The following is a 23,742-nucleotide window of genomic DNA, read 5'->3' as shown; positions in this document are numbered from 1 at the left end:
ACCCGCGCGAGGATGCGCGCCTCGAGGCCAGCGCCGGGGGAGCCGAGAGCGCGGGCGGCGAGCAGCTCCCGAAGGCCATCGTCGAGTCCGTCTCGCGGGTCGTGGTCGGGCAGCATGTCAGTCATCGGCGGGCCGATCCTCGGCGCTGAGCGCCGCCCGCAGGGCGGAGCGGGCACCGGACAGGCGCGACTTGACCGTGCCAAGCGGGCATCGGATCACCTGCGCGATCCACTCCAGCGGATGGCCCTCGAGGTAGTGCAGGGCGAGGATGGTCCGCTGATCGACCGAGAGTCGGCCGAAGGCGTGCGCGACCGCATCGCGGTTCGCCAGCGAGGCGCCCGGCTCGAGGTGCGGATCGACCAGACTGTCCGCGCGGATGGCGGCGCTGCGGTCCATCGCGTCCGACGAGGAGTCCCCGGTGATCCTGATGAGGCGGACCCCACCGTCACGGCGGAGGGCATGGCGGGTCGCATGGACGAGGACCGCCCGGAGCCATGGCTCGAACGCGTCCGCGTTGCGGAGTCGCGGGAGATCACGCCAGACCATCACGAACCCCTCCTGCACGACATCGTCGGGGTCGACACGGTCGCCTCCGATCGCCCGGACAAACCGCCACGAGGCGTCGAGATGGTTCGACACGAGCCGGGCGAACGCCTCGCCGTCGCCGTGCTGCGCGCGCTCGACGAGTCCGCGCTGACTGCTGTTCTCGGGCACTGTCATAGAGGACCGCACGGACCACCGAAGGTTCAGTCTTTGGTGCGGGGAGTATCCGCCCCCGGAGCTGCGCCGCCAGGCGACCGGAGCGCCGCCGGTGGACTCGCTCGTCACCCCGATGAGGTCAGGGCATGCCCCACATGCGCAACCGGCACGGCCGGACCCGGGGAAGTAGCCTGTCGCGCCCACCCGCCATCGGGGGTCCGGTGAGACGGCTCGACCGGTGCTCGATCGACGCGGTCAGATTGGCCGCTCCGGAAGGAGGGGCAAGTCCTTCCGGGTACGCATGGCTCGCGCACGGTGCGCCGGTGCTGTCAGTCCGCGACCCCGCCCGAGGCCTTTCGGTCACTCCCCCCGCAGGATCGCGGCCGGCACAGCACGTCGGACGAGCACCGCCGGGCCCGCCGCGGCCGCCAGCGTGGCCACCAGCGCCGCGCCGATCGCGGTGGCGACGCCGAACGCAGTCGGTCCCGCCGCGGCCTCCAGGACCCGCGCCACGACGAATGTGACACCCGCGCCCACCAGGCCGCCGAGCAGGCCGATGGTCAGGGCTTGGACGACCAGGAAGCGGATGATCAGGCGGGGCGACCAACCGATCGCCCGCAGAGTGGCGAAGGCGGCCTCCCGGCGCAGGTACCCCAGGCTCACGATCTCGCCCGCGGCGAGCGCGCCGACCCCGAGAGTGAGGCCCGCGATCACCAGGTGGAAGGGCCGCACCTGGGCCGTCAGGTAGACCCCGAGCACGGTCGTGTCGAGGCGGCCGTTGAAGGCGAGCGCGACGAGCGTCACTGAGCCGACGAGCAGCGCGCCGAGCCCGACCGCCAGCACCCCCAGCGCGGTCTCGACCCGCCGCGGCCCGAGGAGATCCGACACGGCGAGCCAGCTGAGCCAGCGGATGGGCCGGCTGCGACGCGCGGGCTCGAGACCGGCCAGATGCCCGATCGGCCGGCCCCGCAGCATGAGGAGCGCCGGCACGAGACCGGCGATCCCCGCCACGGCGAGCGAGAGCGGGAGCGCCCCGAGGAGCTGCCAGGGCGCCAGCACCAGCCCGAGCGGCAGGAGCGCGAGCGTCACCAGCATCGCCAGGAGGCCGACCGCGAGCCCGAGCACGAGCATCTCGGCCTCGACGAGCCAGGCGATCCGCGCCCCCGACCAGCCGATCGCTCGCAGGATGGCCAGCTCGGGCCCCCGCCCGAGCGCGGCCACGTACGCCGTGTCGGCCACCAAGAGGACCGCGCCCAGCAGCACGAGCGCGAAGAGGGCGAGGTCCTCGGCCGAGACGGCCTCCACGAACCCGACCGCCACGCCCTTGTCCGACCAGCCCTCGCTCACGGTGAGAGCTGGTCGCCCGAAGTGACCTGCCGGCAGGTCGACAAGGACGGTCCGCGGAGAGGAGCCCTTGACGATGTCGACCTGCAGCCCGGTCGCATCGTGGATCGCCGCGGCCACCGCCGCGAGCTTTGCCTCGGCCGCCGAACCGGGCGTGTCGACGCCCGCGACCTTGACGCGGATCGCGCTGATGAAGGCGGCACCTGGGGCACCGACGAAGCGCGCCGGATCCGACAGCCAGGCCGCGCCTGAGAGCGTCGTCAGCACGAGCGGCGGACTGTTGACGTAGGAGGCGAGCGAGCGAGTCGGTCCGAGGGCCTGGCCGTCAGCGAGGCGGACGGCGGGCAGCCCGTACGCTTCGAGACGGCCGCCGGCGAGCGGATCGAAGCCCGGCAGGCAGTCGGGGTTGTACTGGCCCACGGGCTGCCAGCGCGAGAAGAGCTCGGCGCGGGGGATCTGGTCCCGGCGCGCGATCGAACGGAACCAGACATCGGACGCCTCCACGGGCGCGAGGCTGGCTGGCCTCGCACCGCCGCGGACCGTGGTCTGGCTCTCGTAGACGCGGGGATCGGCCGGCTGGAGCTCAGCGGCGAGGTGATCGGGTCCGACCTCGCGGTAGGTCACCGGGCCCACCGTCCAATGGGGTGAGGCGTCGTAGTAGTCGCCGTGTACCAAGGTCGAGAGGTAGGCCTGATACGCGTCATTGGCCGTGGCTGTCTGCTCGCTGACCGGTGCCCATGCGCCGAGGCTGCCCGGTGCCGCGCCCACGAGGACGGCCGACGGGTCCGCTGCCCGCTCCACGGTGATCCGGGCGGTCTCGTCGATGAAGCTCCGGCTGCTCACCAACACCGGGATGGCCGGCTGCGGTCCGGTTTGCACCTGGATCGTGGTCGGCGTGTCCGAGGCGCGCAGATAGCGGCCGGCGACCACGCAGCCATCGAGGTGCGCGAGCTGCGCCTCGGCGACCGGATCGACGCCGGCCACCACGATCGGCTCCGGCCAGCCGAGAAAGATCCCGGGTGTGCCGGAGGCGAGGGCGCCCGCGGTGGCCGCGTCGGGCGTCAGGCCCCCGTAACAGGCCACGGGTGGGGTGCAGGCGACGTTCGTTGTGCCGACCTCGAGGAACGTCGCGCTCGTGGGCGCGGCGCCGCCCGTGGACTCGTGGACGATCCGTCCCTGCGGTGCGACGACGAGGTAGCTGGCCGGAAGGGGCGCGTAGTGCGAGAGGCCGGCTTCGCCGCTCGAGGTGGCGATCACGCGCAGGACCGTGATCGGCCCGGGGCCGATCACGGTCCGTAGGTCGACCGGGAATCCGGCTGGCCACTGGACGGTGCCAACCACGGCGATCGGCGCAGCGACCTCGACGTCCGGCACGGACCGGACCGCGGCCAGCTCGACGGTGGTGATCCCGCCCGTGACGCCCGACAGGAAGTTGGGTCGGACGAGGCCCTCGCTGCGCTCCAGGGCGGTCTGCGTGCCGGCGGGTCGGACGAGGATGTCGTAGGGCGTGTTCCAGGCGCGTGCGATGTCGCCGGAGAGGACTGCCTGCGTCGTCCGTGACACGCCTGCCAGGACGAGGAACCCCGAGACCGCGGTGAGCAGCCCAGCGGCAGCGAGCGCCGTCGCCACGCGCCGGGCGAGCAGGCCTCGGAGCGCGAGCCTGATCATCGGTCTTCGAGCGCCCGCGCTTCGAGCGGACCTGCGCGATCGAGGCGGCGCTCCCCGTCGACCCGCCCGCCCACGAGGTGCACGACCCGGTCGGCGAACGCCGCCACCGCCGGGTCGTGGGTGGCCAGCACGATGGTGAGGTCGTGCTCGTGGCGCACGGCTTCGAGCATGCCGATGAGCCCCTCGGTCGTGGCGGCGTCGAGGTTGCCGGTCGGCTCGTCGGCGAGGAGCAGCTCCGGGCTCCCCATCAGCGCGCGGGCGAGGCCGACGCGCTGGCGCTCGCCGCCGGACAGGCGCGAGGGCGGCGCATCGAGCCGGTCGGCCAGCCCGAGTTCAGTCAAGAGCGCACGGGCCTCGTCCTGCAGGTCTCGCCAGCGCCCCCAGGGGAGCCGCGCCGCGACCAGGTTCTCGAGCGCGGTGAGCCCGGAGAGCAGGTGCGGGTCCTGGAAGACAAGGCCCACATGATGGGCGCGGAACTCCGCCAGCTCGCGCTCCGAGGCGTCCTCGATGCGCGTCCCGAACACAGTGATCGTGCCGGCGGTCGGCCGATCGAGTCCGGCCACGAGGTTGAGGAGCGTGGTCTTCCCCGAACCCGACGGCCCGGTGATCGCGACCGCCTCGCCCCGCGCGACGCGCAGGTCGACCCCCTCGAGGGCGCGCACGACGTCGGCACCGCTGGCGTAGGTGCGTGCGACGCCGGCCAGGGCGACGGCCGGATGCCGCTCAGGCAGACGCAGCGGCGCGGTCATCCTGCGGCCTCCTGCGTGGTCGGGCGAGGAGCTCGTCGAGATGGTCACGCAGCCCGTCGAGCCAGCGCAGCTGCGCCTGGACCGCGCCGATCTCGGCATCGCGGGCCTCCGCCCGGAACCCTCCTTCGTCTTCCGCGCGGGCTGCGCGGAGCCGGTGGAGTGCCGTCGTCCGTTCGTCGATCATCGCGGCGACGAGCGCGGGCAGGCGCTCGGGGATGACCAGGCGCGCCACGGCGAGGCGGACGACCAGTTCGTCGGCGGGCCCACTGGCGAGCCAATCCTCGGCCGCGCGCCGTCCTGCCTCGGTGAGGGTGAGGCGTTGCCGGTCAGGCCGCGTCTCTTGGTGGATCCGCTGGCTCGTCACGAGGCCGTCGCGGCCCATGCGCCCGAGCGTCAGGTACACCTGTGCCGGGCGCGTCACCCAGGTCGATCCGAGTTCGGCTTCCAGGGTCGCGTGGAGCTCATAGCCGTGGCTCGAGCCCGGGAGCAGGAGCGCGGTGAGCGCGCCGGAGAGTCCCACGGGCGTTCAGGAGACAGGGAGAGCGGCAGTCAGCGAGACCATAGGAGTCGGCATCACACCATTCCAGCCGGTAGTCACTCAGTGACTATACCATGGTTGTCTACACCGGCCGTGTCGACTGGTTCGGTGAAAAGTAGGTCCATCCGGCTGGCGTGGGCGTCGCCTCATCGGCCGGGAGGCAGTACGAGCAGTTGCGCGACCGACGTCACGCCGCACCACGCTGCGGTGCTCCCTCGACCATCTCGGCTGTACAGGCGCACACACCCATCGGTCGACGCGATCAGGATGCCATCAGGCGTCAACGCGAGCGCGGTGGCGGGGCGGTCGAGCCCGAACTGCACAGCCGACGCCGTCGCGAGGGTGACGATACCGACGCGCGTGAACCCGCCCGCTGAGACGTCTGCTGCCGACTCGAGTCCGACGGCCGCCTGACCTCCCGCCACCTGCAGCTGGTCTCGCACCGCGCGGAGGGGGCTGAAGTCCCAGACTCGGGTGACGCGCTGTTCAAGATCGTGCACGTCAATGAGGCCGAGCTGGCTCGCCGTCACAAACGCCGTCCTGCCGGTCGACGCAGCGGCGACGATGTCGTACGCGCCGAGCGGCAGCGAACCTCCGAGCTGGCCTCCGGCAATGATCCACGCCCGCCCCGGCGCGGCACAGACGAGCGCCATCGCGTGGACCTGCTCGAAGGCAAGGAGCTGGCCGACTCCGCAGCCATCGAGGGCGATCGTTGCGATGCGCCTGCTCGCCGGATCGACGCTCACCAGCGAGTCCTTGTAGAACGATCCGTCCAATATCGAGCTCTCGTACCACACGGATCCCGCGAATGATGTCGCGGCCCATCTGGCCACCGGCCCGTCCACGGCCACGGGGGAAGGGGCAGACCCGATCGTCCATGCGGGATCGGGTCCGATGAACGGGAGCATGCTGAGGCGGCCACCGGCGCTGTCCGAGCGCGGATTCTGCGGATCCAGGGCGGCGACGAAGATCCCTTCCGGTGTGACGGCGACAACCGGATCGTAGCCGAGTCTGCGCCGCTCCCCGATCGACCCATCGGCGAGCAGCGTCACCAGTGTTGGTCCGACAGCATCGTAGGCGACCGCGTACGCCTCGATGTGTGCCACGGGCGAGGGGTTCGGCGTGATCGCTGACGTCGGCGGCGAGGTGGCTCGCACCGGATTGCTGCAACCCAGCACGAGCACGGCCACGAGGCATGCTCGCAGGATGGTGCTTGACATGCGTCCGGCAGCACGCGGTGCACTCGTGAGCGCCTGGAGCGCGGCCGCCGACCCGAGAATGTGCGCAGTTATGCGCTGAAACTGAGCGTCGCCCTCGGGATCTTGGTCCCGACGCCGTCGCTCGGCCCCGAGAACCTCGTCAGGACGACGCCGCCTCGGCCGTGGCGACGATGAAGGCGTCACGCGAGGAAGAAGCGTCGTACGGACGGTCATGGGGGCGCCGGGATCGTGCTCTCCAGGAAGAAGCCCGGGTGGTAGTCTAGGACGAGCAGCTCGGTCGTCGCCGGCGCAGGGCAGGGTGCCGGGGTCCCCGGACGGAGGCCGCCGCAGGAGATCGACGGGAACGTCCCCCGGGTCACGATCGCCCAGACCCCCCGGTTGCGGGACACGTGGAAGGATGAGACGTCCGAATACCGGACGATCCGCGCCGAGATGACGGCCGTCGGCGACACACCCATCCCCCAAATCCCCCACCCCCCCATCGCCGCCAACGCCTGCGCCAACGGGAGGCCGCCACCCGGTGGAAGCTCGGCGCTCTGGACGGCCGTGGGCTCGAGGATGGCCCGCGGCGCGTCTGTGGACGAGGGCGAGGCTGCCGCGATTGCCACGGGGCTCGGCGCGGGGAGCGGGACTCCCTTGGGCGCGAGGATGAACCCGAGGAGGACGCCGAGTGCGCCGACCAGCGGCACGAGCGACGGAAGGGGCAGCGCACGCCCGCGCATTGCCGGCTTCACGCGCGTGGTCGGTGGGAGATCCTCGGTCTCGCGGCGATGTTCCATTCGAGCACACTCCGGCGGCATCTCGTTCCCAGTGACGCACGGGAACGTCGGGACGTGCCGAACGCGACGAGCGGTCCCCGGTCGCCCGGTGAGTCCCATCCTCCGCGAAGAGCGGAGCGTCCGGTGCGGGGGAGAGGCGGGGGCCATTGGCGAGTCTAGTGTCCTGAGTCAGAAGTGTGTGATATAATAGAGGCATCTCTCGTGGCCGCACGAACCGGGAGGATGCCATGCCCAGGGGACGCCCCCTCGAGGAGCTCACCGTGACGGCGGAGGAACAGGCGAGGCTGACCGAGTGGACACGCCGGCCGACGACGGCCCAGGCGCTGGCTGTCCGGGCGCGCATCGTGCTCGGGGCCGCCGAGGGCCGCTCGAACAAGGACATCGCCGCGACACTGCGGATCACCGAGCCGACCGTCGGCAAGTGGCGGCGCCGGTTCCTCGCCGGGCGCCTCGACGGCCTGCTCGACGAACCGCGGCCGGGCGCCCCGCGGACGATCGGCGACGCCGACGTCGAGCGGGTCATCGCGATCACGCTTGAGTCGGCGCCGCGTGACGCCACCCACTGGAGCACCCGCTCGATGGCCGCCACCACCGGCTTCAGCCAGAGCTCGATCAGCCGGATCTGGCGGGCCTTCGCCCTCCAACCTCACCGGAGCGAGACGTTCAAGCTGAGTACCGATCCCTTGTTCATCGAGAAGGTCCGCGACATCGTGGGGCTGTACCTCGCCCCGCCCGAGCGGGCCCTCGTGTTGAGCGTCGACGAGAAGAGCCAGATCCAGGCCCTCGACCGGACGGCGCCGATGCTGCCGATGCGGCCCGGCCAGGTCGAGCGCCATACCCACGACTACGAGCGCCATGGCACGACGAGCCTGTTCGCCGCCCTCGACGTGGCGACCGGCCAAGTGATCGGCGAGTGCCACGGGCGTCACCGGGCAGTCGAGTTCCGCTCGTTCCTCGACACGATCGAGGCGAGCGTGCCGCCCGAGCTCGAGGTCCACGTCATCCTCGACAACTACGGCACCCACAAGACGGCGCTCATCCGGCGCTGGCTCGTCGGCCACCCCCGCTACCACCTCCACTTCACGCCCACGAGCGCCTCCTGGCTCAACCTCGTCGAGCGGTTCTTCGCGCTCCTCACCGAGAAGCAGATCCGCCGCGGCTCCCACCGCAGCACGGCCGAACTCAAGGCGGCCATCCTCGCCTACCTCGCGATCTACAACGAGAACCCCAAGCCCTTCATCTGGACCAGGAGCGCCGACCAGATCCTCGCCAGCGTGGCGCGGTTTTGTCGGCGGACCTTGGACTCGGCACACTAGCCGGATGCTCCGGATGTATCCATCGTTCGTCGCCAGCATCCTCGCCGCGACGGTCGCGCGGACCTATCGGGTCGTTCACGAGCATCGTCGCCAGGTCGCCCGCGACGACCGTCATGGGCGGCAAGAGGCCGATATCGCGCATCCCCGTCGTGACGCCCCTCGATCGCGGCGCGGACTCACAACTAGCTCGGCGGCCCCCCGCCAGATCGTGGCAGGGACCGCACCAGCCCGGCTAGGTCGATCCAGCTGGTGGTGATCCACTCCCGCGGTGATGACGTGGGCGAACGTGGCGTCGCTCTCGAGCTTGCCGAGGGCCACCGACCCGTCCGCTCCGCACCCCGGCGAGCTCAGGCTACGTCGACTGCGCGACTGCCGCCTGCCTGTTCCCTACGCCCTCACGCCGCCTCAGGGAACCAGGGCGAGATACGTTGAGCCGAGATCGCCTGCCACGAGATGGAGCGCGCCGTTGGACGTGTCGTAGACCTCGAGCGAGGCAGGGTATGTCTGACTGGAATTCCCACCCGGCGCGCCCGCGACATACACGTATCGGCCGTCCGGGCTCACCGCGATCGAGATGAGATCCGCGACCGGCGCCCAGTGGTCGAGCTGCGTCATCGTCCGGGTGTCGAAGACGTCGACGCCCGACGAACCCGATCCGCTCGACGCCACGCCGAGGGCATAGATCCGCGAGCCGTCCGGCGCGAGCGCGAGTCCCGGCTGGAGGAAGACCTTCGCCGTCGCCTGCGGTGCGATCCAGCCCGCGATGGTCCGGCCGAGATCGCCGAGGACGCCGAGCGGCCCGCCGCCGCCCGTATCCGCCTGGGCGGCGGTTGCCGTGCCGGTGATCCGACCGGTCGCGAGGTCGACCCGGGTGACGGTCCGGGCGAACGGATCCCAGTGATAGAGGAGGCCGGCGACCCGATCGACGACATCGGCTCCCGCGAAGGCCGCGAGCGACTGGCCGGTGCCGGCGAGCCACTGCGAGGCGATGGTGCGTCCGGCGAGATCGACGATGACGACTGCGGCCACCGGTCCGGCGCACACGGCGTAGTACGACCGCGCGGTCGCCCATCCCTCAGCGCCCACGGCGGTGCAGGCAGTCCCTCCGACCGTGGGGGTCGAGACCGGCAGGGTCGTCGTGCCCGCGATCCGGCCGCCGGCGATCGTCGCCAGGACGCGCGTGATCCCCGCCGCACCATCGAGGCCGACGATCGAGAGCATCGCGCTCGATCCGTCGGGGGCGGCGCGCAGGGCGGAGAACCACATCCCGACTGGCGATCCGGACACGATCGACGGTCGATCGGCGAGTCGCATCCTCTGGACGACCGTCCTGCTCCCGAGATCGACAACGTCGATGCCGAGGTGCCAGAGCGGACTCGTCCGGTACGCCCAGGCGACGTACACCGTCCGTCCGTCCGGGCTGAGGTCGGCGGTCGTGACGACGCCGGCAGTGTCGTAACCACCCGCGTACGGATCGGTGTTCCCGATGAGCGTCTCGACCGGGATCCGCTGAACGGTCCCGCCCGCAGCGGCGATGACGCGGATCTCGATCGTCATGGTCCCGCTGACGAAGTCGGTTGAGGCGAACGCCTGGCAGGCGCAGATCAACCCACCGCCCGGACGATGGAAGAGCCGAGAACCGTAGGTGGCACCCGGAACGAGATCGGCGCCCGCCGACCCGGTCGCGAGATCGATCGCCACGAACCCCTGGCCGGCCCCGGCGATCACCCGGCCGGCGAGCGGCGGCCCGGAGAGGGCGAAGGCTGGCAACGGACCCGCAGTCGGCTCCGACGAGCCCGGCGGGAACGAGACGGGATTGGCGGTCGGGACCGGCGTCTTCCCCGCACCGGCGACCTGGGATGGCGAATGCGTCGCCGGGACGCCGACGGACGCGGGGCGGTTCGAACCGAGCCACACCGCGACGAGGGCAAGGAGGACGGCAGCCACGATCGCCGCGGACGTGGCGGCCCCGAGGCGGCTGAGCCAGCGAGCCCCACCGCGCGGGCCGCGACCCCACGACGAGCGACCGGTGCGCGGTCCGATCCGCTCCCGCCACGTCGTGGCGTGGAGCCGCTCCGGCGGCATGCGCCATCCTTCGACCGCCTTTCGGACAAGGTCGCCCAGGGCGTCGTCGTCGAGGCGTGGGTCGGTCTTCCGTCGATCGTTCGTCATCGTCGTCTCCGTGGTCGCGAGGTCAGACCGCCGAACGGCCGAGCCGGTCGGCGGGGGCATCGTCCGAAAGGCGCCGTCGCAGCTCGGCGTGGGCGCGGCTGAGGATCGAGCCGACGTTGCCGGCGCTCGTGCCGAGGAACGTCCCGATCTCGACGTAGTCGTAGCCGTAGTAGTGGCGGAGGACGATCGCGGCCCGTGCCGTCGGGCTGAGCATCCCGAGGCCCACGTCGACGGTGTCGCGACGGGCCATCGCCATCTCCGGGCCCGCGGCCAGATCGATCGGCGCGATCGCCGCGATCTCCGCGACGTGCCGGAGGAACGGCATCGTCCGCTCGTGGACGCGGCGTCGGCGGAGGGCGTCGAGCGCCAGATGGCCGACGATCGCGTGAAGCCACGGCCGGAGCGGACGGTTCGCGTCGTACTGGTCCCACCGCTCATAGGCCCGGGCGAACGCGTCGTGGGTCGTGTCCGCGGCGGCGTCGGGGTCCCGGAGGATCGCATACGCCACGCGATAGACGTCATCGGCGTGCGCCCGGTAGGCCCGTTCGACCGCGGCCCGCCGCGGATCGTCGTCGTTCATGACGCCGCGGCGGCCTTCGTCGGGATCCTCATGCTCCTCATACGCACGGCGGGCCACGATCCTTGCATCTTGGTTCGGGTGGTTCGTGGAGACGAGATGTTCAGGACCCTGAGCGGGCGCGGCGTATCAGTGACGCGGCTATCGCCTCCGGAGAGCCACCTGACTATGCAGGGTGGTCGTCTGGCCGATCACCCTGCGGTCCCGTCGACGAAGTCCGCGAAGTGGGGCGGGCTGGAACCGCGACGTTCTCCGGTAGGCCGATGCGGCCCCGGCATGTCCACGTCGTGCCACCGTCAGGCGCTCGTACAGTGCACGATGGGTGGCGGTCATCGTGTTGGCGAGCGGACCCAGCCGGGTGAGCGCACTTGGGCGCCCCCGCGCAAGGTCGCCCGTTCCGGAAGGACCCACCCCTCCTTTGGGGAGGTCTGGGAGCGGGGCGCGCCTCCGCGCGAATCGGACGGTCGTGGGAGGCTCCCTTTTCGGGACGGGTCGCGCGGGCGGAGGGGACGTGAATCGTCAACAGGGTGGCCGTATGAGAGCGCGCGACCGGGTCCGACTGTGGCGGCCCCGGCGCAGGAGGGGGCGGGGTCGACGTCGGTCATCGCGGATCGAGCGGCGGTCTCGGTCTCGCAGCGGGTCGCTGGCCGGATCGCCTACCGCCTCACCGGCGATCTCCTACCGGCTACCGGTCCAATCCGCGTTCACCCTGCCGTCTCCTGGGGTTCGCCCGTATCTACGGCCCACCGGCCGCTCTCTGCGATGGACTGTATGTGGTATATATAGTCTATGCAACCACCACCGGCCGACCGGTACAAGCGCCGCTTCCTGGTCGAGTTCACGCCAACCGAGTCGGATCTCCTGGATCGTCTGGGGCTCAGCCGCGGCACGAAGCGGCGGGCGATCCTCGATGGCCTGCGGCTCTTGGAGAGCGGCGAGCTGGAGACGCTGCGGGGGCACGTTGCCGAGCTGGAGCAAGGGCGTGACGCGGCCGCGGTCGAGGCAGCCGCGACCGCGGCGCAGCTGGCCGCGGGGCGCACGCTGCGCGACGAGCTGAAGGCGACTACCTCGCAGCTGCGCGATGAACGCGCCGTCCTCAAGTTGGCGAGGGCCGACCTCCGGCAGGCAAAGGAGGATCTCGCGAGCGCGCGGCGCGACCTCACCGCGGCGCAGGGCGAGGCCCGCCGCCTCGCGGCGCTCGTGCCCCATCACGCCTTCTGCGCGGCGTGTGGCAAGTACGCGCCAGAGGCCGAGTGGGCCGAGCAAGCGGGCGAGAAGGGCGGCGCCCACGTCTACCACAAGCCGCACGGCTACCGGCCGAAGGCGACGTTCGGCCAGAACTACAGCCTGCTCTTCTGGCGGTCGACGCCGAGCGTGCCGGAGGCCGCGAAGTGAACGAACGGGACGCCGCCACCCCTCCGAGCGGCTCCGGGCCACCGTGGGACAACCGCGCGCTCGACCTCGCGATCGTGTTGCTGCTCATCCTCGTCGCGATCGTGGGGGCCGCCGTGAAGCGGCTCGTACCGAGCAAGCCGGTGGCGCGGACGATCCGGCTCGGCGCCCCCGGGTTCGCCCCGCTGTCCGAGTCCGATGCGGACGACGCTGCCCGGCTCCTCGGGACGAGCATCGCGCAGCTGGCGACCGAGGGCGGGGAGGAGACGCCGTGAGCGCGGATGCGCCCGTGCGGGTCGCGACGTACTGCCGCATCAGCACCGACGAGACGAACCAGCCCTACTCGCTCGGCGCCCAGAGCGACCGCCTCGACGCGTATGTCGCGAGCCAGCCCGGCTGGCACATCGTCGCCCGCTACGTTGACCGGGCCTCCGGCAAGAGCCTGGAGCGTCCCGACCTCGCGGCGGCGCGGGCGGCCGCGGCCGCGGGCGGGTTCGACCTGCTCCTCACCTATCGGGTTGATCGGCTGAGCCGCAACCTGGCCCAGCTCGGGACCCTCATCGAGGAGCTCCAGGTGGTGGGGGTCGCCTTCCGCTCGGCCACCGAGCCCTTCGACACCGCCACCCCTGCCGGGCTCATGATGATGCAGATGCTGGGCGTCTTCGCCCAGTTCGAGCGTTCCTCGATCGTCGAGCGCATCGCCGCGGGCATGGAGCGCAAGGCGAAGAGCGGCGGGTGGACGGTCGGGACGTACCCCTTCGGGTACCGCAAGCTCGACGGGACGGCCGGCCTCTCGCCCGATCCGGCGGCGGCCCCGGTGCTGCGCGAGATCTTCCACCGCTACGCGGAAGATCGGCAAGGCTCGACGGTCATCGCGGCTGCGCTGAACGCCCGTGGCCTGCGCACCCGCTACGGCCACCTCTGGTCGCGCACGGCGATCCTCGACATCCTGCGCAACCGGGTCTATCTCGGCGAGGTGCCGTTCCGCGGCGTCTGGTACATCGGGCATCACGAGCCGCTCGTGGAGCAAGGGCTGTTCGATGCGGCCGGCGCGATCCTGGCACGGCGCGCCGCGGAGCCCGGCTCGCGCCGCACCGACGGGTCGGACTACCTCCTCTCCGGCCTCCCCATCGTGTGCGACCGCTGCGGCCATCGCCTCATCGGTGCGGCCGCACGGGGCCGCGGTGGTCGCCGCTACGCCTACTACACCTGCTACGCCCGGAGCCGCTACGGGCGCGCGGGCTGCGATCAGGCGCGCCTGCCCAAGGACGAGTTGGAGAAGGCGATCCTCGGACAGATGAGCGAGGTCTACGCCGACACCTCATTGATCGGCGCGGCCATCGAGGAGATGGAGGCCGCGCTGCGCACGTCCGAGGTCGCCCATGCCGAAAAGCGAGTCGCGCTCGACGCCGAGGCCGCCGAGCTGCGGGTCCGGATCGATCGCTACTTCGCGAGCTTCGAAGCCGGGCAGCTGAGCCCGGAGCTCTGCCGGGAGCGGGTGGAGGGCCTCCAGGCTCGCATCCGGACGATCGAGGACGAACGGGCGGCTCTCCCAGACGGTGTGACCGAGCAGGCAATCGGTCCCGACGAGATCGCCTTCATCTCCTGGTCGCTCAGCGAGGCCCTTGGTGAGATCCTGGAGCAGATCCCGACGCCGCGCACCAAGGCGCTGCTGCGCCTCCTGATCGAGGAGATCCGGGTCGTGTCGCCGACCGACATCCGACCGACCTACCGGGTGCCGAGGGCGCCGGTGTCGCCGGGGGCATGGGAAGGAGAGGATGCGGTTCGCGAACAGAAGGGAATGGTGGAGATGAGGGGACTCGAACCCCTGACCCCCGCGATGCGAACGCGGTGCTCTTCCAGCTGAGCTACATCCCCACGGGGCGCGGCGTCCGCGGAGGGCCGACCGGGCGAGAGTGTAGCACGGGCTCGGTCGCGTTCCGGTGTGGCCGCCCGGCGCGTCTCAGGCCGGCAGGCTGAACCAGAATCGCGTGAGACCCTCGCGCGATTCGACGCCGACGCGTCCGCCGCCCGCCTCCACGAGCTGCTTGACGATGGCCAGCCCGATCCCAGCCCCGCCGCGCGCCCGGTCGCGCGATTTCTCGACCCGATAGAAGCGCTCGAAGACTCGGCCCAGATCGTCCGGCGGGATCTCGTCGCCGGTGTTCGAGATGGACACGAGCGAGTCCGCCGGACGTCGTTCGGCACGGACGACGACGCTGCCTCCGGCCGGTGTGTAGCGCACGGCGTTCGAGACGAGGTTGTCGAGGATCCGGCTCAGGTGGTCCGGGTCCGCCCGGGCCGGAAGTCGGACCGGCAGCTCGGGGGTCACCGTCAGGCCGGCCCGTTCGACGGCCGGCGCTGCCCGCTCGAGAGCGGCCCGCACCGCTGCCGCGAGATCCACCTCGACGAGCGTCGGCGGCCCCTCCGCGGCATCGCCCTCGGCGAGCGTGTCGAGCGACCGTGACAGCCGGACGAGACGGTCGGCCTCCTCCCAGAGCGACACGTACGTCGCCCGGTCCGCGGTGATGACGCCGTCGCGAAGCGCCTCGAGATAGCCCTGCAGGTTCGTCAACGGGGTGCGGAGCTCGTGGGCCGCGTTCGCGATGAAATCCCGTCGCAGCCGCTCCTGGTCCTCGAGCGAGGCCGCCATCTGGTTGAAGGAATCGGCGAGGCTCACGAGCTCCTCCGGGCCGTCACGCGGCACCCGAGCGCCGTAGTCGCCGTCCGCGATGCGCCGCGCTGCTCCACCAATCCGTCCGAGCGGGCCGGCGAGCCGGCGGCCGAAAGCCATCGCCAGGATCAGGCTCGCGAGGATCGCGATGACCGCCGCGACGGCGACGACCCACGTGACGGACTGGTCGAACATCGCCTGCGCATCGCTCGCCTGACTGCCGTGGGTCTCCATGAGCCGGGTGAAGACCTGCGAGCCGACGATCTGGACGCCCGCCACGAGGATGAGCAGGCCGACCGCCGCCGAGGCGAGTGCCGCGAGTGCGATCCGCCCGGCGATCCCCCGGCCGATCATCGGCCGGGATCCACCGGCGCGCTCCGATATCCGACGCCGCGGACCGTCATGACGTATCGCGGCCGGTCCGCGTCGTCGGCGAGCTTGTCGCGGAGACGACCCACGTGGACGTCGATCGTCCGGTCGAGGACGTCGGTCGCATCCGAGCCGTACACCGCGTCGAGCAGCTGGTCGCGCGAGAGGACTCGCCCGTCCGCCTCGAGGAGCGTCTCGAGGAGCCGGAACTCGACGTTCGTGAGCGGGATCCGCTCGCCGCCCCGGGTCACCTCGTGCCGCTCACGGTCGACCACGAGGTCTGCCTGGCGAAGCGGCGGCCGACCCGACCCGTCGATAAGGCCACCGGCGGTGACCTCGATGGCGGGCTCGGTGGCGACGCGCCGGAGGATGGCTCCGACCCGGAGGACGAGCTCGGCGGGGGAGAACGGCTTCGGCAGGTAATCGTCGGCGCCGTCCTCGAACCCGGCGATCCGGTCGCCGAGCGATCCGCGGGCGGAGAGGATGAGGACGGGGACGGCTGGCCGTCCGTCCGCCTGCTCGGTGTGCCGGAGGGCCCGGATGACGTCCCGCCCGTCGATCTCGGGGAGCATGAGGTCGAGGATCACGAGGGCCGGCCGATGGCGTTCGATCGCCGCGAGGGCGGTCCGTCCGTCCGCGGCGCCCACGACGTCGAACCCATCGCGCTCGAGGTAGGTCCGGACGAGCCGGACGATCTTCGGATCGTCGTCCACGACGAGGATCGGACCGGGCGGGCGGAGGGCGGGATCGATCGTCCCGCGGCGGGGTGCGGTCATGATGGACGTCATCGTATCGAGCAGCGTAATGGGGCTCGTTGACGTTCTCGTGACGATGGGCGGGAGCGTCGTGGGGCCGGTTCCGGAGACCGTGGGGCCGTCCCGGGACCATCCGGAGGCTGCCCGGGCCTTGACTGATAGAACAGATGTTCTATCATGATCGGCGATGGCCACCGCCTCCGCCGATGTCACGGCCGTTCTCGCGACCCTCCGGGATCGCTGGGGCGCCGCAGCTCCACGGTGGCCTGGAACGGCGGATGGGAACGTCGTGTCCACCGGGTTCGCCGCGCTCGATGCGATCCTCGGTCCGGGCGGCGTCCCCCGCCACGTCGGCCTCTCGCTCCGTGGCGATCACTCGAGCGGCAAGACGACGCTCGCCCTCCGGCTCGTGGCGGAGGCGCAGGCGAGCGGGTCGATCGTCGCCTGGCTCGACCTCGCCCGTGGCCTCGACCCGGTGGAGGCGGTCGCCCGTGGGGTTCGGCTCGAATGGCTTGTCGTCCTCACGCCGGCGTCGCTCGACGAGGGCCTGTCGATGGCCGGTCAGCTCCTCCAGGGCAGGACGGTGGATCTCCTCGTTGCGGATCTCGCGGTCGAGCGGCCGCCCGGGGGTGGACACCGCCCGCATGGCGGAACGGCGGACCGGATCCATCGGCTCGCGGCACTCGCCCGGCGGGCCGGGACCCTCCTCGTCCTCCTCCAGCCGCCGGGCCTGCCGGGGCACCTGGCAAGCGCGCTCGCCGAGTCGACGGGACTCCACTTCGAGCTCGTCCGGCGGTCGTGGATCCGGCTCGGGCGGGACATCGTCGGCCAGCGGACGGAGGTGGCGATCGTCCGCGATCGGTCCGGACCGCCGGGGAGGCGGGCGGAGGTGCGGATCCTCTACGCCGAAGGCGGGGAGGCGGACCGTCGTCTCGGCGATGAGCGGCTGCTCCGGGATATGCCGCTCAACGGCATCCGGTCCGTTTCCACCGCCCCTGTCGCGGATGCCCCCATCCATCCGACCCCCGGGACCTCCACCCATGCGCCTCCTCCACCTCCACTGGCCGCATCTCCTCCTCCGGCTCGCCCGGTCGCGCTCCGCCTCGTTCCCGCAGGGGCCGGTGATCCTCGGCGGTCAGCCATGGACGCCCGGGATCGTGCTCGACGCGAGTCCGGACGCCCGAGCGCTCGGCGTCCGAAGGGGGATGTCGCTCGGGAGCGCCCAGCGACTCGCCCCTGAGGCGGTCTTCCTCGACCCTGATCCGGCGTCCGACGCGGCGGCGCTCGAACGTGTGCTCGAACGGCTCGCCCGGTTCAGCCCAGGCGTGGCCGGGGAGACGGATGCCGGTCACCCTGCCGTCGGGCGGATCGAGCTCCAGCTCGACGGCCTCGAGCGGCTGTGGGGTCCGGAGCCGACGCTTGTCCGGGGAGTCGTCGAGGCGCTCGAGACGCTCCTGCCCGGCGCGCCGCGGGCGGGGATCGCCGGGACACGCTTCGCGGCCCTCATCGCCGCCAGCGATGCCGCGCCCACCCCGGCGGGGTCCGACCTCTCACGGATGGGGCTCCGATCCGTCCCGCCTGGAGCGGAGGCGGCGTTCCTCGCCCCGTTCCCCTCCGCGCTCCTCACCGGAGATGCGGAGATCCGGGCTCGACTCGTCCGGCTCGGACTTCGACGGATCGGGCAGATCGCGGAGATCCCGCGCTCGGCGCTCGTCGCCCGGTTCGGACCGGAGGGGGGACGCATCCGGGCCCGGTCCCGCGGAGAGGAGACGGAGCCGTTCATGCCCCGCCGGGCGCCGGAACGCCTCGCGTTCGCCCTCCCGATCGAGCCGCCGGTCGACGACCTCGAACCGCTCCGGTTCCTCCTCCATCGACTCGTGGCCGTCCTTGCCGATCAACTCGCCGGCCGCGGGATGGCCGCCGCCGACGCGTACCTCCGACTGACGCTCGACGCCCCGGCCGCGACCGACGGTCCGGTCACGGCCGCCACCGGACCGCCCGTCGTCGAGTACCGCCAGCGACTCCCCGAGCCCACGGCCGAGGGTTCGGTGATCGAGCGCCTCCTGTTCGCCCGCCTCGAGCGGACGCCGCCGCCCGCATCGGTCGAGCGGATGGAGCTGGAGCTCGCCGGTGTCGTCCCGGCCGCCGGTCAGCAGCTGTCGCTGTTCGTCCCACAGGCGGCTCGCGCGTCGCGGCTTGGCTGGCAGCTCGCCCGACTCGCCCTGACCTTCGGCGACGATCGGATCCGGCGGATGGAGATCGTCGATCCGGAGGCGCCGCTCGCCGAGGCGCGCTGGCGGTGGGTGGACATCGACTCCGGTGCGGCAGGCTCCGGTGCGGCAGGCTCCGGTGCGGCAGGCTCCGGCCAGGGCGCGCGGCCGGGTTCCGGTCCGGGCGCGCGGCCGGGCGTTCGATGACCCGCCTCCTCCGCGAGCATCCGTCGATCGAGGCCAGACTCGGTCCGGACGGTCGTCCCGCCGCGATCCGCTGGGGTGATCGGTGGGAACCGGTGGAGGTCTGCGCCCGCTGGCGGATCGACGAATCGTGGTGGCGCGATCCGATCGCGCGCGACTACTTCAAGATCGTGGGGTCCCGCTGGCTGGCCCTCGTCTATCTCGATCGGGTCGACGGGACATGGCATCTCGAACGGCTGTACGACTGACCGAGGGAACCGGCCGCCCTTGGCCGGATCAGCGGACAGCCGGTGAGCCGACGATGAGCGAGCTCAGGAAGAGGATCGCGAACAGGCCGACGACGAGGACGAGGAGCCCCAGATCGCGAGGCTTCGCCGACTGCATGATCACCCCCAGACCGTGTGGATCGGATCTCGGCCGACCCGATCTGAATCGTAGCTGCATCCGGCCCATCGTGCGCGGTGGCTGCGCGCGTCTCAGGGATGGAGATTCCCGATGAACAGCAGGACGACGAGCCCCATGAGGACGACCGTCAACAGGCCGGCTCCGAGGATGTCGCGCGGTCGTGGTCCCATCGGCGTCGTCTCCTCTGTCAGTGCCGAGGACAGGTGGGTGCCAGGGCATCCTACCGTGGCGTGCTCGACGGAGGTGCCTCGTATCGGCTCTCCCGGACCCCCAGGCCCGGGAGAGCCGAGTTCAGCTCGCCGGACCGGATGCGGTGGCGAGTGCGAGGGGGAGGAGGACCTCGATGAGCAGGACGACGACGATGGTCAGGGCGACCGGTCGGGCGAGCCATCTGACCTTCGGGACGATCTGCTTCATCGCGGCTCTGAGACGCGGTTGAGGGACGCGATGTTGCGGATCACATGGTAGAACATCTGTTCTATCATGGACGGTCCCGATGACCGACTCGACCCCCTACGCCGAGCTCCATTGCCACACGAACTTCTCGTTCCTCGACGGGGCGTCGCCGCCGGACGAGCTCATCGAACGAGCGGTCCGTCTCGGCCTGACCGGTCTCGCCATCACCGATCATCAGGGCCTCTACGGGGTCGTGCGCTTCGCGACGGCGGCCGAGGCGGCGGGCCTCCATCCGGTCATCGGGGTGGAGATCGAGCTCGTCAACCCGGCCGTCCCGGATCCGGGCGGGATCGTGGTGCCGCCACGACGGTCGTCCGGTGGGGCTCGCGGCCGCCGCGAGGTGGATGGCGGGGACTGGGTGGATCGAGGATCCGCGCGAGTGCCGTTCGCGGGACGCGTCCCCGTGGACGGGCTGCCGGCTCGGCCACGGCCCGATCGGGCTCGACCTCCCGGACACCGGCCGGTGGTCAGGGAGGACCTTCGAGGTGTGAGCCCCGCGATGCGCGGGCCGCACCTCGTCCTTCTCGCCCGGGATGCGGCCGGGTATCGGAGCCTCTGCCGCCTCGTCTCCCGGGCGAACATGGCCGGGACGAAGGGTGTCCCACGGTTCACCCAGGCACTCCTCGCCGAGCACGTCGAGGGCATCGTCGCGCTCTCAGGCTGCCGCGACGGCGAGATCGCCCGACGGCTCATCGCCGGTGACCTCGAGGGCGCCCGGGCTGTGGGCGAGCGATATGCGCGACTGTTCAGCGGTTCGGCGGCGAGCGGTCGCCCGGCGCGGAGCAGCGGCCCGGCGGGAAGCGGCGGTTCGGCGGCGAGCGGTCGCCCGGCGGTCCGAGAGGGCTCGGCGGTCGCCTCGGCGGGGTTCGTCCTCGAGCTCGGTCATCACCTCCTCCCCGGTGACGACTGGCTCGTGGCGGAGACGGCGGCGCTCGCCGACGATCTCGGCTTGCCGGTCGTCGTCACGAACGATGTCCACTACGCCGAACCGACGGATCGTGAGCTCCACGATGTCCTCACCGCGATCCGTCACGGCCGGACGCTCGACACGCTCGGCGACCTGCGGTCCCCGTCCGGCGAGCACTACCTCAAGTCGGCCGGCGAGCTCGCGGCGTTGCCGCCGGGTGACCCTGCGACCGCCGTCGGCTCGATGGACGACGCGCGGACGGCCCGTGCCTGGGCCGAGGGCATCCGCTCGGCCGCCGAGCTCGCGGCGGCGTGCACGGTGGATCTCGGGTTCGAGCGGTATCGGTTCCCCGGGTTCCCGGTGCCCGGTGGGGAGACGCCGTTCAGTCACCTCTCGGACCTGTGCTGGACGGGAGTCCGCCGCCGCTACCATCCGATGACCCCGGCGGTCGTGACCCAGCTCGCCCACGAGCTCGACGTCATCGAACGGACCGGCCTCGCCGAGTTCTTCCTCATCTGCTGGGATCTCATGCGGTTCGCCCGCGAGCGCGGCATCCCCGCCCAGGGACGGGGGAGCGCGGCGGATTCGCTCGTCGCCTACGTCCTCGGGATCACCCGGGTGGACCCGATCCGCCACAACCTCCTCTTCGAGCGGTTCATCAATGAGGGCCGGACGACGTATCCGGACGTCGACATCGACTTCTCGTCGGCGCGGCGAGAGGAGGTGATCCAGTACGTGTACCGGCGGTACGGATCGGAACACACCGGCATGGTCTGCAATCTCGTCACGTACCGGGCCAGGTCGGCGGTGCGAGAGGTGGGGATCGCGCTCGGGTTCCCGCGGCCGCTCGTCGATCGGGTGGCGAAGGCACTCGAGACGTATGACAGCGTCACGGTCCGTCGCGACCTCGAGTCGGAGGGTGGCTTCGGGCAGTTCTTCCGGCGATCGGACGAGCCTGAGATGGGGTTGCCCGGCGGGCCATCCACCCGGACGGGTGGTCCCGGTGACGATGAGGGCGGACCGGGCGACACGCCAGCGAGCGTCGCCTGGCTTCGAGCCGGGCGCGGGACCGGCTATCTCACCCACCGCGATCGGGTCGTCGCGCCGGGACGGCCAGCGTCCGCGCCGGGGTCCCTTGCGCCGGGACGACCAGCGTCCGAGCGACGACCCGCGCCGCCGCCCCAGCCTCGCGGTGGCAGCACGCGCGGCCTGTCCGACTGGGAGCGCTGGCTCGAGTTCTGTGCCCGCATCGATGGCTTCCCCCGCCACCTGAGCATCCATTCGGGCGGGATGCTCGTGACCGCCGCGCCGCTCATCGACATCGCGCCACTCGAGCGAGCGACGATGAAGGACCGCGTCGTCGTCCAGTTCGACAAGCGCGATGTCGAGACGCTCAGGCTCATCAAGCTCGACCTGCTCGGCCTCGGCATGCTCGCCGCGATCGACGAGACGCTCCAGCTCATCGAGCACGACTGCGCGACCTGTCTCGACCTCGACCGCCTGCCGGAGGAGATCGCCGAGGTCTTCGCGATGCTCCAGGCGGCGGACACGGTGGGCGTCTTCCAGGTCGAGAGCCGGGCCCAGATGCAGACGCTGCCGAAGTCGCGACCGCAGAACCTCGACGACCTCGTCGTGGAGGTCGCGATCATCCGGCCGGGCCCGATCCAGGGCAACGCGGTCCATCCGTACCTGCGACGCAAGCAGGGCCTCGAGCCGGTGACGTACCTCCACCCGAGCCTCGAGCCGATCCTTCGCGACAGCCTCGGCGTCATCCTCTACCAGGAACAGGTCATGCGGATCGCCATCGATGTCGCCGGTTTCAGCCCGGCCGACTCGGATGGCTTCCGGCGGGCGATGGGCACGTGGCGTTCGAGCCGGGAGATGGAGAAGCTCCACCGGCGGTTCGTGGACGGGTGCCTGCGGCAGCCGGGGATGGACGAACCGATGGCGGAGGAGCTCTTCCGCCAGGTGGCCGCGTTCGCGAGCTTCGGGTTCGCGAAGTCGCACGCGGCCGCGTTCGCCCGGACGGCCTACGAGTCGGCGTTCCTCAAGCTGTTCTATCCGGCCCAGTTCGTCGTCGGGCTCATCAACGCCCAGCCGATGGGCTTCTACCCGGTGGAGGTCCTCGTCAACGACGCGAAGCGGCACGGTGTCACGGTTCTGCCGGTGGACCTCAACGCGAGCAGCTTCCGGACGACGACGGAATGGGTGGGGATGCCGGACTGGGCGAAGGGCGTCGACCCGGCTTCGGCGTCGGCCTGCGTCGTCCCGGATGCCGGGGCACGCCGACGGTGGGCGGCCGAGAGTGCGATCGGCTGGGGGGTGAGACTCGGTCTCGGGCTCGTCAAGGGCATCGGTGAGGAGCAGGCGGAGCGGCTGGATGCGGAACTCGCCCGCGGTCCGTACACGAGCCTGGCCGATGTCGTCGAGCGGACCGGACTCCCCGAGGAGGTCCTCGAGCGACTCATCCGTGTCGGAGCCCTCGATCCGCTCGGGCGGCCGCGCCGCGAACTCCTCTGGCAGCTCCGCGAGGTGGTCGGTGCGAACCGGACTGCCTCCCACCCGGCGATCACCCGTGCTGCGGGACGCCCGTCGGATCTCCGTCTTCCGGCGACCCCCGCCCCCGGATCGCCGCCGCTGACCGAGACCGAACGGCTCGGTGACGCATACGCGATCATCGGCCTCGATGCGCAACGGCAGGTGGTGGAGCTGTTCCGTCCGGCACTCGATCGGCTCGGCGCCGCGACGAACGGGTCCCTCGCGGATCGGCGGCCCGGGGCGGTGCGGATCGGCGGGCTCGTCGTGACCCGTCAGCACCCGATGACGGCGAAGGGCACGGTCTTCCTCGCCCTCGAGGACGAGACCGGGATGGTGAATGTCACCCTCTGGCCGGACACCTGGGCGCGACTCCGGAGTGTCGTCAGGCGCCACGCCCTCCTCCTCGTCGACGGCGAGCTTCAGCGCGAGGGGAACGTCGTCAACGTCGTGGCGAGGGACGCCCGGGCGCTGCCCGAGGCGGTCGTGGCCGTGGGTGGACCGGACCGCCCGATCGGCGTTCGGCAGCTCGGCCACGCGGGGATGCGGCGGCTCGGCTGACCCGGCACGGGTCGATCCGGCTGCGGCCGGCTGACGCGTCCGTGCCTATCGATCCGGCGGTCGCTCGGCCTCCGTCACCGGCCGGAGGGCGCCCTCCGGCGTTTCGACGGCGGCGATCCTGAGGCGCCACAGATCCGGGTACCAGGCGAGCACCACCCCCAGGGCGATGATCGTCAGGCCGCCGCCGGCGACGAGCGTCAGCGGCGCGCCGA

Annotated in this window: 15 protein-coding genes, 1 tRNA gene and 2 pseudogenes; 6 read left to right on the top strand and 12 right to left on the bottom strand. The window is 71.6% G+C overall.

Annotated features, from left to right (window positions below):
• Positions 1-117: 117 nt before the first annotated feature.
• The 6 genes from IVW53_07400 to IVW53_07375 all read right to left on the bottom strand — a co-directional run bounded on the left by IVW53_07400 (position 118) and on the right by IVW53_07375 (position 6,997).
• The gene (locus IVW53_07400) at positions 118-720 is read right to left on the bottom strand and encodes an RNA polymerase sigma factor (protein ID MBF6605391.1); all 603 of its coding nucleotides are present in this window, start codon (positions 718-720) and stop codon (positions 118-120) included.
• 339 nt (positions 721-1,059) lie between these two features.
• Positions 1,060-3,711: a hypothetical protein gene (locus IVW53_07395; GenBank protein MBF6605390.1), complete on the bottom strand. Its 2,652-nt coding sequence runs from the start codon at positions 3,709-3,711 to the stop codon at positions 1,060-1,062.
• Positions 3,708-4,460 carry an ABC transporter ATP-binding protein gene (locus tag IVW53_07390; protein MBF6605389.1) on the bottom strand — a complete coding sequence of 251 codons (753 nt, stop codon included), beginning with the start codon at positions 4,458-4,460 and terminating at the stop codon, positions 3,708-3,710. Before IVW53_07390 ends, IVW53_07395 begins: the two co-directional genes overlap by 4 nt.
• Positions 4,435-4,980 carry a PadR family transcriptional regulator gene (locus IVW53_07385; GenBank protein ID MBF6605388.1) on the bottom strand — a complete coding sequence of 182 codons (546 nt, stop codon included), beginning with the start codon at positions 4,978-4,980 and terminating at the stop codon, positions 4,435-4,437. The genes IVW53_07390 and IVW53_07385 overlap by 26 nt, the downstream gene beginning before the upstream one ends.
• A 164-nt stretch (positions 4,981-5,144) precedes the next feature.
• Positions 5,145-6,188, bottom strand: a complete 1,044-nt coding sequence (locus tag IVW53_07380; protein MBF6605387.1) for a hypothetical protein — start codon at positions 6,186-6,188, stop codon at positions 5,145-5,147.
• 239 nt (positions 6,189-6,427) lie between these two features.
• Complete coding sequence (locus IVW53_07375) at positions 6,428-6,997, bottom strand: hypothetical protein (GenBank protein ID MBF6605386.1); 570 nt, start codon at positions 6,995-6,997, stop codon at positions 6,428-6,430.
• Between the two features lie 227 nt (positions 6,998-7,224).
• Here IVW53_07375 and IVW53_07370 point away from each other — a divergent pair, with 227 nt between their 5' ends.
• Positions 7,225-8,313: an IS630 family transposase gene (locus IVW53_07370; protein ID MBF6605385.1), complete on the top strand. Its 1,089-nt coding sequence runs from the start codon at positions 7,225-7,227 to the stop codon at positions 8,311-8,313.
• A gap of 405 nt (positions 8,314-8,718) precedes the next feature.
• Here the strand turns inward: IVW53_07370 and IVW53_07365 are convergent, their stop codons facing one another.
• Positions 8,719-10,485, bottom strand: coding sequence for a hypothetical protein (locus IVW53_07365; protein MBF6605384.1), 1,767 nt, complete (start codon positions 10,483-10,485; stop codon positions 8,719-8,721).
• A gap of 22 nt (positions 10,486-10,507) precedes the next feature.
• Positions 10,508-11,122, bottom strand: a complete 615-nt coding sequence (locus IVW53_07360; protein ID MBF6605383.1) for an RNA polymerase sigma factor — start codon at positions 11,120-11,122, stop codon at positions 10,508-10,510.
• A gap of 1,021 nt (positions 11,123-12,143) precedes the next feature.
• Here IVW53_07360 and IVW53_07355 point away from each other — a divergent pair.
• A pseudogene (locus IVW53_07355) lies at positions 12,144-13,193 on the top strand (recombinase family protein).
• Between the two features lie 210 nt (positions 13,194-13,403).
• Positions 13,404-13,754 (top strand): annotated as a pseudogene (locus IVW53_07350) (recombinase zinc beta ribbon domain-containing protein).
• Positions 13,755-14,256: 502 nt separating this feature from the next.
• Here IVW53_07350 and IVW53_07345 read toward each other — a convergent pair.
• The 3 genes from IVW53_07345 to IVW53_07335 all read right to left on the bottom strand — a co-directional run bounded on the left by IVW53_07345 (position 14,257) and on the right by IVW53_07335 (position 16,273).
• A tRNA-Ala gene (locus IVW53_07345) sits at positions 14,257-14,332 on the bottom strand.
• 85 nt (positions 14,333-14,417) lie between these two features.
• On the bottom strand, positions 14,418-15,482 hold the full coding sequence (locus IVW53_07340) for a HAMP domain-containing histidine kinase (GenBank protein ID MBF6605382.1): 1,065 nt from the start codon (positions 15,480-15,482) through the stop codon (positions 14,418-14,420).
• A complete protein-coding gene (locus IVW53_07335; GenBank protein MBF6605381.1) occupies positions 15,479-16,273 on the bottom strand; it encodes a response regulator transcription factor in 795 nt (264 codons plus the stop codon). Before IVW53_07335 ends, IVW53_07340 begins: the two co-directional genes overlap by 4 nt.
• A gap of 1,019 nt (positions 16,274-17,292) precedes the next feature.
• Between IVW53_07335 and IVW53_07330 the strand changes: the two genes are divergently transcribed.
• From IVW53_07330 to IVW53_07320, 3 genes are all read left to right on the top strand, one after another.
• Entirely contained in the window at positions 17,293-18,669 is a 1,377-nt protein-coding gene (locus tag IVW53_07330; GenBank protein ID MBF6605380.1) for a DNA polymerase Y family protein, read from the top strand.
• On the top strand, positions 18,666-18,914 hold the full coding sequence (locus IVW53_07325; GenBank protein ID MBF6605379.1) for a hypothetical protein: 249 nt from the start codon (positions 18,666-18,668) through the stop codon (positions 18,912-18,914). Before IVW53_07330 ends, IVW53_07325 begins: the two co-directional genes overlap by 4 nt.
• 653 nt (positions 18,915-19,567) lie before the next feature.
• Positions 19,568-23,530 (top strand): PHP domain-containing protein, encoded by a 3,963-nt coding sequence (locus IVW53_07320; GenBank protein MBF6605378.1) that lies wholly within the window; start codon positions 19,568-19,570, stop codon positions 23,528-23,530.
• A 45-nt stretch (positions 23,531-23,575) separates the two neighbouring features.
• Here IVW53_07320 and IVW53_07315 read toward each other — a convergent pair.
• Positions 23,576-23,742 (bottom strand): hypothetical protein (locus tag IVW53_07315; protein ID MBF6605377.1); only part of this gene is annotated, 167 nt, incomplete at its 5' end.

It is taken from the genome of Chloroflexota bacterium (assembly GCA_015478725.1).
Classification (GTDB): domain Bacteria; phylum Chloroflexota; class Limnocylindria; order Limnocylindrales; family CSP1-4; genus C-114.
The sequence above is the reverse complement of the archived record's forward strand: the minus strand, read 5'-3'. Positions and strand labels throughout refer to the sequence as shown.